Below are 12,946 nucleotides of genomic sequence, written 5' to 3'. Positions count from 1 at the left end.
CGCCTTGAGGACATCATGAGCGATATCACCGCAGCAGGAACACTGGAGTTCACCGGCCTCGGCACCGTCACCCGCCTCGGCTTCGGGGCCATGCGCCTCACCGGCCCGGGCATCTGGGGCGAGCCCGCGGATGCCGAGACCGCCCGCGCGGTCGCGCGCCGCGCCGTCGACCTCGGCGTCGACTTCATCGACACCGCCGACTCCTACGGGCCCGAGGTGAGCGAGCGGATCCTCGCCGAGGCGCTCCACCCGTACCCGCCCGGGCTGCGGATCGCCACGAAGGCCGGCCAGGTGCGCACCGGCCCGAACAGGTGGATCCCGGTGGGCCGGGCGGAGTACCTGCGCCAGCAGGCCGAGCTGAGCCTGCGCCGGCTGCGGGTCGAGGCGCTCGACGTGTTCCAGCTCCACCGGATCGACCCGAAGGTCGAGCTCGCCGAGCAGTTCGGCGTCATGGCCGAGTTGCTGGCGGAGGGCAAGGTGCGCTCGCTCGGACTGTCCGAGGTGAGCGTCGAGGAGATCCGCATCGCGCAGACGTACTTCCCGGTGTCCTCGGTGCAGAACCGCTACAGCCTCGTGCATCGCGGCTCCGAGGGCGTGCTTGAGCACTGCACCGACCACGGCATCGCGTTCATCCCGTGGGCCCCGCTCGACGCCGGTCGCCTCGCCGCACCCGGGGGAGCGGTCGACGCGGTGGCCACGCGCCTCGGCGTCACCCACTCCCAGGTGGCCCTCGGCTGGCTGCTCCAGCGCTCGCCGATGATGCTGCCCATCCCCGGCACGGGCTCCGTGGCCCACCTCGAGGAGAACGTGGCCGCCGCCGGCGTGATTCTGGACGACGCAGCGCTCGTCCCGCTCGACGCCGCCTCCTGAGCGCGGCTCGCCCCGCCCAGGAGGCCCGCTGAGACGGCCGGCTCAGCCGGCCCGGTGGCGTGGCCGGCCCGGCTCGCACGACCGTCGGGGGAGCCGGTGGTTCCGGTCCGGGATAATGGGGGGAAGTCGTCGTTGCGAAAGGGAGTCGATGTCGGAATTGGTGGCGAACCTGCGGGCCGTCGAGCGGAGAATCGAGGAGGCCGCGCGCCGGACCGGTCGAGACCCGGCCGACGTCCGGCTCCTGCCGGTCTCCAAGACGGTGCCCGAGGAGCGCCTGCACGAGGCCGTGGCGGCCGGCTGCCACCGGCTCGGGGAGAACAAGGTGCAGGAGGCCAAGCGCAAGTGGCAGGCGCTGGCGGATCTCGACGTGTCGTGGGCCGTGATCGGGCACCTGCAGACGAATAAGGCAAAGGACGTGGCCGCCTTCGCCGCCGAGTTCCAGGCGCTCGACAACGTGCGTCAGGCCGCCGCGCTCGATCGCCGGCTCCAGGCGGCCGGGCGGGGGCTCGACGTCTACGTGCAGGTGAACACCTCCGCCGAGGAGTCCAAGTTCGGACTCGTGCCGGAGGAGCTGCCCGGCTTCCTCGCCGAGCTTCGGGCCTATTCCTCGCTGCGGGCACGCGGGCTCATGACGCTCGCGGTCTTCTCCGCCGAGGAGGCCCGCGTGCGCGAGTGCTTCCGGCTGCTGCGCACGCTGCGCGACCGCGCCCGCGAGAGCGATCCCGATCTCATCGGCCCCGGCGAGCTCTCGATGGGCATGAGCGGCGACTTCGAGCTCGCGATCGAGGAGGGCGCGACCTGCGTGCGCGTGGGGCGGGCGATCTTCGGTGCCCGCGCCACCCCCGACTCCCACTACTGGCCGCCCGCGCAGGGCTGAGTCGCCAGACCCCATCGGCGCCGTCGCCGAGACAGACCATGAGGGTTGTCCTGACCCTCCCAGCGGGGGTTGGGGCCACCCTCATCGGCGGTCGCCATCATGAGGGTTGTCCTGACCCTCTCACAGGGGGTTGGGGCCACCCTCATCCGGCGGGCGCCATCATGAGGGTTGTCCTGACCCTCTCACAGGGGGGTGGAGCCACCCTCATCCGGCACGAGTCTGCCCCGGGGCTGCCAGTTCCGTCCGCGACGGGCCGGATAGGCGCGCGCCAGCAGCACGAGCGCGAGTGCGACGAATGCGATCGCGCTCAGTCCGGCCGAGACCGCATGGGCCGTCTCCCACGTCGAGCGGTACGCCTCCCAATCGGATGGGAGCGTGTCCGGGGTCCAGGCCGCCACCAACGAGTTGACCGGCCGGTTTCCCAGCCAGTAGGAGACGAGCGTGCCGGCCATCGCCACGGCGGCGACGGCGAACCCGGTCGCCGCCCCGGCCTGCCGGCGCCGCGATGCCGCGACCGCGGCCCAGGCGGCGGTGACGAGGCCGAGCACCTCGGCGATCCCGCCGACCACCGCGAAGCCGCCGTAGGAGGTGTGCATGACCGCCAGCCAGGCGGTGCCGTCGAGGCCCAGGCTCCCCGGGGCCTGCAGGACGTGGCCGAGCGTCAGCCCGAACACGAGGGTGGCGCTGAGGAGGGCGAGCCCGTGCAGGGCCCGGATGGTGGTCGAGGCGGCGTGAGTCGTCATGTGGAACTCCCTTCGAGGAGGCTGGGGCCGCGGCTGCTGCCACGATCTGTTCCAAACGGTACATCTGCGTGCCGGTGCCGGCGAGGGGTTTTCCGAGCGGCCCGAGATCGCCGCCCTGGCACCGGCTGCGCCTGTGAGGGGCCGCCCGGTCGCTACGATGGCCCATCGTGAGCGAGGCACGAGACCGGCTGCTGTCGACGGTGGTCGACGAGATCGCCGAGCACGGCATGGCCGGCCGCAGCCTGCGCGAGCTGGCCGGCGCCGTCGGCACGAGCCACCGCATGCTCCTCTACCACTTCGGCTCCCGGGAGGGCCTGGTCGCGGCGATCAGCGCCGAGGTGGATGAACGCGAACGCGCACTCCTGGCCGGCCTCGTCGCGGGCGCCGACGGCCCGGCCGACCTGGTGCGCGGCCTCTGGGTGCGCGTCTCCTCACCGCAGTGGCGCCCGTATGTGCGCCTCTACTTCGAGTCCCTCTCCTCGAGCGCGCGCTACCCGAGCGCGGAGGACGACCCGACGGCACCATGGCTCGAGGCGGGCGCCCGGGCGGCCGAGGCCGGCGGCTGGACGATCGGAGCCGACGACCTGCGCCTGGCCGTCGCGGTCGTGCGGGGGCTCCTGGTCGACGTGCTGGCCACCGGCGAGACCGCCGCGGCGACCGCCGCGCTCGAGCGCTTCCTCCGGCTGTGGGACCCGCCCTCGGCAGGGTGAGGGCGCGGCCGGCCGGCCGAACGCGGCATTCCGTCGAGCTCCGGCCGGCCACCACCCGCACAGAATCGCGCGGTCGGCTCGTCAACCCGGGCTGTGCGCGGGGGAGGGGGAGTGGGTCGGGTGGGGGCCCGCCTGGCTGATCGGCACCGGAAGCCGCTGCTGCGTCGAGGCGGGAGGCGACCCGTGCGGGTCCTCGGCCAGGCGCTCGTGCAGCCGGTCGAGCGCCTCCCTGCCCAGGGCGTGCCCGTCGACGGCGACGGCCGGTGAATCCGGCACGCCGACGACCTCGATCAGGCCGGGTGAGGACGACGCGGGCCCGAGCGTGCTGTGGCCGGAGCGCACGAGCTCGAAGAGCACGCCGAGACCGAGATCGGCCGCATACGGCAGCACGGCGGTGGCGCCGCTGGCGCGCACCTCCTGCGCCAGCGACTGACCCACGAGGAAGTTCGGTTCGGCGGGCCCGAGCACGGTGATGTCGACCCCGCCCGTGCGGGCCGCGTGCTCGATCGCGCGCGTGCGCTGCACGTTCTGCCACGACCGGTCCGGACCGCCGATGAACACGACCCGGCGGTGCCCCGCGGCCGCCAGCCCGCGCATCAAGGCGGCGAACGCGCTCGCCGTGTCGGCCACGACGGAGGTGTGCCCGTCGATCTCACGATCGACGAGCACGGAGGGCCGCAACGCCATCGCCCGGGTGACCAGGGCGTCGTCCCCGCGCGGAGCCACGACCACGAAGCCGTCGACCTGACGCGCGAGATCGGCCAGGTGCGACAGTTCGGCGGCCGCCGCGAGCGGCTGGGCCGTCACGGTGAGGTAGAGCCCCAGCTCCTCCGCCCGATCCTGCGCCCCGGCGATGATCGGCGTGAAGAAGGCGTTGCTCAGGGTGGGGAAGAGCATCGAGACGATCCCGGTGCGGCCCAGCGCCAGCTGCCGGGCCAGCCGGTTCGGCACGAAGTCCAACTCCCGGGCCGCCACGCGCACCCGCTCGGCCGTCGCCGGCGCCACGAGGGCCGGGTGATTGAGCGCGCGCGAGGCGGTCGCCTTGGAGACCCCCGCCCGGATCGCCACATCGTTCAACGTCGCCACGCCGCCTCCATCTGCCTCGAACTCCTCTCGCCCGGCCGCCGGTACCCGATTGTGGCCGGTCGGAGCCGATCCCGCCGCACGGTCGCCGGCCGTGCCGGCCGGCGAAGGGTTCACAACCGAACCGAGTTGCCTATACACTACTGGCCGTAACCGGTTCCACAACCGGTTACATCGGAAGTTTCCCGATCCCTTCCCTGCCTCGACCACGGGAGTGACATGCGAGGACGCAAGTACTCATTCCTCATCCTGCCGGGACTGCTCGTGCTCCTCGTCGGCTTCCTCATCCCCTCGGTCGCGATGCTGCTCGCCCCACCCGGCCTCGGCCCGGCCGACGTGTTCGCCCGGCTCGGGCAGATGCTCACCGACTCCTACGACCTGGAGATCATCGGCCGCACGGTCGGCCTCGGCCTGATCACCACGGTCATCTGCGTGGTGCTCGGCTTCCCGATCGCGTATCTGCTCGCCCGGACGGCGGGCCGGTGGGCCGGCATCCTGCTCGCGCTCGCGATCTTCCCGCTGCTGCTCTCCTCGGTCGTGCGCACCTTCGGCTGGCTCGTGCTCCTCGGCTCCCAGGGCGCCATCGGGCAGCTGCTCACCGGCCTGGGACTCGTGGACGAGGCGCCGCAGCTGCTCTACACGCCGCTGGCGATCGTGCTCGGCCTGACCCAGCTGTTCCTGCCGCTGGCGATCATCACCTGTTACTCGTCCGTGGCGCAGGTCGACGCCGGCCTCGACGACGCGGCCCGCGGCCTCGGCGCCACGCGCACCCGCACCTTCTGGTCGGTCGTGTTCCCGCTGTCGCTGCCCGGGGTCGTCGTCGCCGCCACGCTCGTGTTCGCCGGGGCGATCACCGCCTACACCACCCCGTACCTGCTCGGGGGGTCGCGGCAGCGGATGCTCTCCACCCAGCTGTTCACCTACTCCAGCACCACCCTCGACTGGGCGGCGGCGAGCGCCACCGCGATCATCATGACGATCCTGGTGTTCGCGGTCTCCGGCGCCTCCGCCCTCCTCGCCCGGAAGGGAGCCGTCTCGTGAAGAACCGCCGCCCCGTCACCGGAACCCTCGCGGTGCTCGGCTACGTCGTCATGATCGTGCCGCTGCTGTTCGTGGTCGTCACCGCGTTCTCGGCCGAACGCACGCTCCGCTTCCCGCCCTCGAGCTATTCGCTCACGTGGTTCGGCGAGGCGCTGAGCTACACCCCGTTCATGACCTCGCTCGCCAACAGCCTCGGGCTCGCGCTCATCGCCGTGGTCATCGCCCTCGCCCTCGGGGTGCCGGTCACGCTCGCGATCCACCGCGGGAACCTGCCGGGCAAGAGCCTGCTCGAGGGGCTGTTCCTCTCGCCCCTGATCGTGCCGGAGCTCGTGGTGGGCCTGGCGCTCTACCAGCAGCTCATGGTGCGGTTCGGGCTCGACAACTTCCAGACCCTGCTGTTCGGCCACACGGTGCTCATGTTCCCCTACGCCGTGCGCGTGACCGGGGCCTCGCTGGCGCTCATGGACCCGGCGGTCGAGGACGCCGCCCGGGGACTGGGGGCCTCGCCCGTGCGCACCTTCTTCTCGGTGGTGCTGCCGCAACTGCGCCCGGGGCTGTTCTCGGCCGCGCTGCTGAGCTTCATCGCCTCGTTCAACAACGTGCCGCTCTCGCTGCTCCTGCAGAGCCGGGAGTTCCGCACCCTGCCCGTGGTCATGCTCGACTACGTCCAGCAGAACTACACGCCCATCGTCGCCGCGATCTCGGTGCTCATCCTGGCGGCCACGGTGCTGATCGCGGTCATCACCGAGCGAACGGTCGGCTTCACGCGAGTATTCGGAGGAATCAACGGATGACTGCTGCCGAGTTCCAGAACCTCACCAAGTCCTTCGGCGACTTCACCGCCGTGGACGACATGAGCCTGACGATCCCGCAGGGCAGGCTGACCACGCTGCTCGGCCCCTCGGGCTGCGGCAAGACCACGAGCCTGCGGATGCTCGCCGGCTACCTGTCCCCGGACTCGGGGCGAATCCTCATCCACGGCACGGACGCGACGACCACGCCGCCGGAGAAGCGCAACCTCGGGATGGTCTTCCAGTCGTATGCGCTCTTCCCGCACATGACCGTGGCCGAGAACGTGGCCTTCGGCCTCAAGGTGCGCCGGGTCCCGGCCGAGGCGCGTCGCCGCAAGGCGCTCGAGTCGCTCGAGCTCGTCGGGCTCGCCCATCAGGCCGGCAAGAAGCCGAAGCAGCTCTCGGGCGGGCAGCAGCAGCGCGTCGCCCTCGCCCGGGCGATCGCGATCGAGCCGGAGCTGCTCCTCCTCGACGAGCCGCTGTCGAACCTCGACGCGCGGCTGCGGATCCAGATGCGCGCCGAGCTCCGACGCATCCAGTCCGAGACGGGACTGAGCGTCGTGCTCGTGACCCACGACCAGGACGAGGCGCTCGAGATGAGCGACGAGATGGTGCTGATGAAGGACGGCCGGATCCAGCAGCAGGGCGCCCCGCAGGACGTGTTCCCGAACCCCGCGAACCGGTTCGTGGCCGAGTTCCTCGGCTACGAGAACTTCCTCACCCTCGCCGGCGGCCGCCGGGCGACCGTGCGGCCCGAGCACCTGCGCCTCACGGAGAACACGGCCGGCACCGCCGACGCCCGGCACACGGCGGACGCCGCCACGCTCACCCTGACCGGGCACGTGCGCGACATCGTCTACCGCGGCGTCGACGTGCTCACGACCGTCACCGCCACCGACCGGAGCGGGGACGAGGTGCGCCTGCTCGTCGATTCCCGCGCCACGACCGTGCCGGACCTGCGGATCGGCGACGCGGTGAGCGTCCACGCCCCCGACCGGCACGTCGTCACCCTCTCGGACTGACCCGCCCCGAGCGCCCCACCCCCATCGGAAGGACCACCCACATGATCACTCAGCGACAGATCCTCGGCACCGGAGCCGCGGTGCTGGCCGCCACCCTCACCGTGGCCGGATGCAGCGACTCGGGCGAGCAGTCGGGCGGTGACGCCGGCGGATCGGCGAGCATCGTCGTCTCCACGTTCCCGTTCGGGGTGGAGGAGTTCACCCAGGCGGTGCTCGACCCGTTCACCGAGGCCACCGGCATCGAGGTGGAGATCGACACCGGCTCGAACGCCGACCGGCTCTCCCAGCTCTCCCTCGCCGACGGTTCGAACGGCGTCGACGTCATGCTCATCTCCGACACCTACGCCGGCATGGGCGAGGAGGAGGGCCTCTTCCAGCCGGTCACGGCCGCGGACGTGCCGACCATGGACGAGATCGCCCCGTTCGCGGTCTCGGAGCAGTACTCCGGCCCCGCGTACAGCTACCAGCTCAACGGCACCATGTACAACACCGACGAGCTCACCGCCGAGGAGGCCGCCTCCTGGGACCTCTACGCGAACGCGGACTATGCGGGCCGGCTCGCGCTGCCCGACATCTCGGTCACGGCCGGGCAGCTCATGGTCTCCGGGGTCGCCGCGAGCGACGGCTCCGGCCCCTACGACGTCGACGCCGCCTTCGCGACCCTCGGCGAGTGGGCCCCGAACATCCTGCAGTTCTACAGCTCCACCACGGAGATGACGAACCTGCTCACCCAGGGCGAGATCGTCGCCGGCGACGCGCTCAACGGGTTCGCCACCGAGCTCGTCGCGGCCGGCGAGCCGATCGCGTGGACCGCCCCGGCACAGGGCCGGTACATGGCCACGAACCGGGCGATGATCCCGGTGGGCGCCGAGAACGTCGAGGGGGCCACGAAGTTCATCGACTTCCTGCTCGGGGTCGAGGCGCAGCAGGCCTCCGCGGAGATCGTCGGCGACCTGCCGGTCAACCTCGGCATCGAGTTCCCGCAGGAGATCATCGACGTCGTCGGAGACATCGCCCAGGACCCGACCGGCGCCGGCTACGAGACCCTCGACCCGCGCGAGATCGTGCCGAACCGCGACGTGTGGGTCGAGCGCTTCGCCCGCGAGGTCGTCGGTGGCTGAGCCGGTGCCCGCCCCGAACCCGACCGACCTGCTCACCCGGCTGCCGAAGGTCGACCTGCACTGCCACCTGCTCGGCACGGTGCGCGCGGCCACGTTCGGCGAACTGGCCCGGCGCGAGCGGCTCGACCTGCCGGAGAGCCCCGAGGCGATCTACGCGGGCATCAATTCCCGCCCGCCGGATCCGGAGCTGTACCGCAGCACCCGCATCCCGATGCCGCAGGGCCGCAGCCCCGACGAACCGGAGACGTCCTACTCGCTGTTCCAGGCCTCCGAATGGGTGCGGGCCGTGGTGCGCACCCCCGAGGACCTGTCCCGGATCGCCTACGAGGCGTGCGCGGACGCGTTCCTCGGCTCGGGCACCCGGCACCTCGAGTTCTCCTTCGACATGATCCCCGGCCACCTCGCCCCGATCGGGTACGCGGGCGTGGTCGAGGCGATGGCGGATGGGATCCGCCGGGCCGAGGGCGAGTTCGCCATGACGGCCCGGATGCTCGCGGCGATCGACCGGTCCGGCTCCGCGCAGGAGGCGCTCGAGTGGATCCGCACCGTGGTCGAGCACCCGCACGAGTACGTCGTCGGGATCGGCCTGGACAACCTGGAGAACTCCGGCCCGCCGGAACGGTTCGCCGAGGCCTACGCGCTCGCGGGCGCCGCCGGGCTCGGGCGCACCGCCCACACGAGCGAGCACGTGCCGGCCGCGACGAACGCGGTCACCTGCCTCGACGTGCTCGGCTGCGACCGGCTCGACCACGGCTACTTCATCCTCGAGGACGACGAGGTGGTGGCCCGGATGCGGGCGGAGCAGGTGCCGTTCACGGTCGCCTCGACCACCTCCCGGCGCTCCTGGCGGCCGTGGCGGCGCGCGTCGATCGCGGCGATGATCGAGGCCGGGATCAACGTGTTCCCCGCCTCGGACGACCCGGCGATGTTCCCGACCACGCTCCTGAACGAGTACCTCATCCAGCACGAGCAGATCGGCACGAGTCTGGAGCACCTCGGCCGGATGGCCCTCGCGGGGATCGACGCCTGCTGGCTGCCCGAGCCGGCGAAGAGCGAGCTGCGGGCCCGCTCCGAGGCCGAGATCGCCGACCTGCTCGCGGGCCGGCCGGCCTGAGGGCCGCCGAACGCGGGATTCCGTGCGGGTCGCAGCAGGCCTCGACGGAGTCCCGCGTTCGCCGCCGCGGTATCAGCCGAGCGCCGGCCCCCAGTCCCCGGGCACCGGGGAGCCCGCCTCGTAGTCCTCCATCGGCACGGTTCCGGCCTTCCAGGCGGCGAGCACCTCGTCGGTGAGCCGCCAGCACTCCTCGGCCGCATCCCCCCGCACGGAGAGCATCGCCTCCCCGTCGAGGATCGCGGCGAGCACCTCGCCGTAGGCCGTGAGCTCGGCGCGGCGCAGCTCGGTGGCGAACGTGCTCTGCTCGAGCTCGAAGGGGTCCTCGGTGCCGTTGGTCGTGAGCCGCAGCTCCATCACGTCCGGGTCGAGGCCGATGATGAGTCGGTCGCGGGTGTCCGCGCCGCGGAACCCCTCCGGCAGGTGCCGCACGTCCTCGAACGTGATGACGATCTGCTTGTGCGTGTGCCCGAGCGCCTTGCCGGAGCGCAGCGTGATCGGCACGCCCCGCCAGCGCTGATTGACCACCTCGACCGTCACCTGCGCCATCGTCTCGGTGTCGCGGGCGGGATCGACCCCGGTCTCGTCGAGGTAGTTCGGCACGTGCCGCTCACCGATGGTGCCGGCCGTGTAGCGCCCGCGCCGGCTCGCCGTGGCCGCGTCCCCGCCCCAGAGCCGGGTGGCGCGCAACACCGCGGACTTCGCGTCCCGCAGCTCCCGCCCCGTGATCTGCGAGGGCGGCTCCATCGCCACGACCGCCATGACCTGCAGCAGGTGCGACTGGATCATGTCGACGAGCGCGCCCGCGTGGTCGTAGTAGCCGGCCCGGCCCTCGAGCGCGAGCGCCTCGTCGTAGGCGATCTCGATCGCCGCGATGTGATCGGCGCTCCACACCGCCTGGGTCATCCGGTTCGCGAACCGCAGCGCCATCACGTCGATCACGGTCGACTTGCCGAGGAAGTGATCGACCCGGTGCACGCGCTCGTCCGGCACGAGGCGGGCCACGAGCTCGTTCAGCGCCCGCGCGCTCTCCTGATCGCGGCCGAACGGCTTCTCCATCGCCAGGTGCGTGTCCGCGGGCAGGTCGCAGTGGGTGAGTGCGTGGCACGCCCGCTCGGTGACCGCCGGCGGCAGCGCGAAGTACAGCACGAGCCGCTCATTCGCGTCGCCCGCGACGTCGGCCAGCACCCGCGCGAACGCGTCGGCGTCGGTCACGTCGAGGCGGTGGTAGTCGCTCTCGCGATGTCGAGCGAGGACGGCGTCGCTCGCCCCTCCCTCCGCCAGCGCCTCGCCGAGCCGGTCGGCGAAGCCGTCTGCGCCCAGGTCCGCGCGGTCGGCGCCGACGATCCGCAGCGGCCGGTCCGGGTCGCGTTCGAGGAGCGACCCGAGCCCGGGGAGCAGGAGCCGGCGCGTCAGGTCGCCGGAGGCGCCGAGCACGAGGAGGGTCGTCGGGGTGGTCATGGGGTCTTCTCCTCGGTCGTGGTCTCGTTGAACGCGTGGCCCACCTGCTCGATCTCCGCGGAGAGCACGGCGTCGGCCGCCCGCACGAGGGTGAGGTGGCTGAACGCCTGCGGGAAGTTGCCGATGTGGAACTGCCCGGCCGGGTCGTACTCCTCCGCGAGCAGGCCGAGCTCGGAGGTGCATTCGACGAGCCGGTCCATGAGCTCGTACGCCTCGGGGATCCGGCCGCTCTTGGCGTACTGCTCGACGAGCCAGAAGGAGCAGGCGAGGAACGGGTGCTCGTCGCCGGCGAGCCCGTCGGTGCCGGTGGTGCGATAGCGCAGCAGCAGGCCGTGCTTGGTGAGGTCGCGCTCGATCTGGGCCACGGTCGCGAGCATGATCGGGTCGTCGTAGGCGATGAAGCCGGTCTGGGGGATCTGCAGGAGGGAGGCGTCCACCTCGGCGTTGTCGTAGGTCTGGGTGAAGCCGCCGGTCTCGGCGCTGATGCCCTTCGAGAGGATCTCCGCGCGCAGCCGCTCCCGCAGCGCCGCCCATTCGCGGGCGGGGCCCGGCAGGCCGTAGTCGGTGCAGGCGCGCACTCCGCGGTCCAGCGCGGCCCACATCATCACCCGGGAATGGGTGAAGTAGTGGGGATCGCCGCGCATCTCCCACAGCCCCTGGTCCTTGTCGTCACTGTGGCGCACGACGTGGTCGATCATCGCCCGCTGCAGCGGCCACGAGAAGTCGTCCTCCTCCACGCCGGCCTCGCGCAGCTTGGCCAGGGCGATGATCACCTCGCCCACGACGTCGGCCTGGAACTGGTTGACCGCCGCGTTGCCCACCCGCACCGGCCGGGAGTCGGCGTAGCCGGGGAGGTGGTCGAGGATGCGTTCGGGCAGCTCGCGCTCGCCGGCGATGCCGTACATGATCTGCAGGTCCTCCGGGTCGCCGGCGACGGCCCGCAGCAGCCAGTTGCGCCAGTGGAGGGCACCCTCGGTCCGCCCGTGCAGCAGCAGCGCCTCGAGCGTCAGGGCCGAGTCCCGCAGCCAGCAGAACCGGTAGTCCCAGTTGCGCTCCCCGCCGGGATCCTCCGGCAGGCTGGTCGTGGGCGCGGCGACGATCCCGCCGGTCTCGTCGTTCGTCAGCGCCCGCAGCACGAGCAGGGAACGGCGCACGACGCCCGCCCACGACCCGCCCGCCTCGATCTGGGCGCTCCAGTCCTGCCAGTACTGGCGGGTCTGGCGCAGCGCCTCGCGCACGTCGACCGGCGTGCACCCGCCGACATGGGACGGCACCCAGGTGAGCACCCACGAGTGGGAGTGCCCGGCGTGGAGCTCGAACGAGCCCCGGTGCCGGGTGTCGGCGGCCTCGAGCCGCGGGCCGTGCAGGATGTAGGCGTCCGGTCCGGCGATCGCCTCGAGATAGGAGCCGTCGTCGTCGTGGACCCGGCGCACCCACGGCACGGTCGAGCCGTAGTTCGGGCGCAGCACGAGCTCGTGGTCGATCTGCACTGTGCCGGAGAGGCAGCGCACGTGCCGCACGAGGTCCGAGCGGCCGTCGACCGGGGGCATGAACTCGGTGACCTCCGCCTCGCCGGTCGGCGTCCGCCAGCGCGTGACGAGCACGAACGTGCCCGGTTCGTAGTGCCGGCCGAGCACCTCGCCCTCGCGCGGGGCCATGAGCCAGCGGCCGTGCTCCTCGCTGCCGAGCAGCGCCGAGAACACGGCGGCGGAGTCCATCCGTGGCAGGCACAGCCAGTCGATGCTGCCCGTGCGGGAGACGAGCAGACTGGAGCGTCGATCGGACAGGAGTGCATAGTCGCCGATGGGAGTACTCACCCCTCCACCGTAGACGCCTGACCAGGGTTGCGGCACGGGACCGGCGACTTCGCCTGCCCGATCCGCCCGAATCGGGGCCGGCAACGGCCGGTAACGGCCGGGCTGGGCCGGGCTGGGCCGGGCTGGGCGGGACCGGAGCGATCGGTGAGCTCGCGCGGCGGGCGAGCGGGCGTCGTCCATACGAGAGAAATCTCACGCAAGCTGCTGTCGCGGCGGGGACTCGCTACGGTGGGCGGCTGAGCGTTTCAGCCGGCTGTTTCGACCAGCCGGGCGCACCGTCACCCGACACCGACCGAGGG

General features: G+C 72.1%; 12 protein-coding genes. 8 read left to right on the top strand and 4 right to left on the bottom strand.

Features of this window, described 5'->3' with window-relative positions:
• Positions 1-15: 15 nt before the first annotated feature.
• Positions 16-870 (top strand): aldo/keto reductase, encoded by an 855-nt coding sequence (locus tag GCG21_RS11530; protein WP_152909837.1) that lies wholly within the window; start codon positions 16-18, stop codon positions 868-870.
• Positions 871-1,018: 148 nt separating this feature from the next.
• Positions 1,019-1,747: a YggS family pyridoxal phosphate-dependent enzyme gene (locus tag GCG21_RS11525; RefSeq protein ID WP_227993712.1), complete on the top strand. Its 729-nt coding sequence runs from the start codon at positions 1,019-1,021 to the stop codon at positions 1,745-1,747.
• 182 nt (positions 1,748-1,929) lie between these two features.
• On the opposite strand, the gene GCG21_RS11520 is transcribed toward GCG21_RS11525, so the two are convergent.
• Positions 1,930-2,490 (bottom strand): DUF1772 domain-containing protein, encoded by a 561-nt coding sequence (locus tag GCG21_RS11520; protein WP_152909835.1) that lies wholly within the window; start codon positions 2,488-2,490, stop codon positions 1,930-1,932.
• Positions 2,491-2,657: 167 nt separating this feature from the next.
• On the opposite strand from GCG21_RS11520, the gene GCG21_RS11515 reads away from it, so the two are divergent.
• Positions 2,658-3,200, top strand: coding sequence for a TetR/AcrR family transcriptional regulator (locus GCG21_RS11515; RefSeq protein WP_370517473.1), 543 nt, complete (start codon positions 2,658-2,660; stop codon positions 3,198-3,200).
• A gap of 81 nt (positions 3,201-3,281) precedes the next feature.
• Here GCG21_RS11515 and GCG21_RS11510 read toward each other — a convergent pair whose 3' ends face one another.
• Positions 3,282-4,286 carry a LacI family DNA-binding transcriptional regulator gene (locus GCG21_RS11510; RefSeq protein ID WP_370517472.1) on the bottom strand — a complete coding sequence of 335 codons (1,005 nt, stop codon included), beginning with the start codon at positions 4,284-4,286 and terminating at the stop codon, positions 3,282-3,284.
• A 216-nt stretch (positions 4,287-4,502) separates the two neighbouring features.
• Here GCG21_RS11510 and GCG21_RS11505 point away from each other — a divergent pair, with 216 nt between their 5' ends.
• Genes GCG21_RS11505 through GCG21_RS11485 form a run of 5 tightly spaced genes read left to right on the top strand, consistent with a single transcriptional unit; the run spans position 4,503 to position 9,372 of the window.
• Complete coding sequence (locus GCG21_RS11505) at positions 4,503-5,324, top strand: ABC transporter permease (RefSeq protein ID WP_152909834.1); 822 nt, start codon at positions 4,503-4,505, stop codon at positions 5,322-5,324.
• Entirely contained in the window at positions 5,321-6,118 is a 798-nt protein-coding gene (locus GCG21_RS11500) for an ABC transporter permease (protein WP_228759881.1), read from the top strand. Before GCG21_RS11505 ends, GCG21_RS11500 begins: the two co-directional genes overlap by 4 nt.
• Entirely contained in the window at positions 6,115-7,137 is a 1,023-nt protein-coding gene (locus GCG21_RS11495) for an ABC transporter ATP-binding protein (protein ID WP_152909833.1), read from the top strand. Before GCG21_RS11500 ends, GCG21_RS11495 begins: the two co-directional genes overlap by 4 nt.
• 41 nt (positions 7,138-7,178) lie before the next feature.
• Positions 7,179-8,258: an extracellular solute-binding protein gene (locus GCG21_RS11490; RefSeq protein WP_152909832.1), complete on the top strand. Its 1,080-nt coding sequence runs from the start codon at positions 7,179-7,181 to the stop codon at positions 8,256-8,258.
• Positions 8,251-9,372, top strand: coding sequence for an adenosine deaminase (locus GCG21_RS11485; RefSeq protein WP_370517471.1), 1,122 nt, complete (start codon positions 8,251-8,253; stop codon positions 9,370-9,372). Before GCG21_RS11490 ends, GCG21_RS11485 begins: the two co-directional genes overlap by 8 nt.
• A 72-nt stretch (positions 9,373-9,444) precedes the next feature.
• Here the strand turns inward: GCG21_RS11485 and GCG21_RS11480 are convergent, their stop codons facing one another.
• Together GCG21_RS11480 and GCG21_RS11475 are read right to left on the bottom strand one after the other, a co-directional pair.
• Complete coding sequence (locus GCG21_RS11480) at positions 9,445-10,830, bottom strand: glucose-6-phosphate dehydrogenase (protein ID WP_152909831.1); 1,386 nt, start codon at positions 10,828-10,830, stop codon at positions 9,445-9,447.
• Entirely contained in the window at positions 10,827-12,647 is a 1,821-nt protein-coding gene (locus tag GCG21_RS11475) for a glycoside hydrolase family 15 protein (RefSeq protein ID WP_370517470.1), read from the bottom strand. Before GCG21_RS11475 ends, GCG21_RS11480 begins: the two co-directional genes overlap by 4 nt.
• Positions 12,648-12,946: the final 299 nt, after the last annotated feature.

This window comes from Pseudactinotalea sp. HY160 (assembly GCF_009372055.1).
Taxonomy (GTDB): Bacteria; Actinomycetota; Actinomycetes; order Actinomycetales; family Beutenbergiaceae; genus HY158.
Note: the sequence above shows the minus strand (reverse complement) of the source record. Positions and strands in the feature narration are given on the sequence as shown.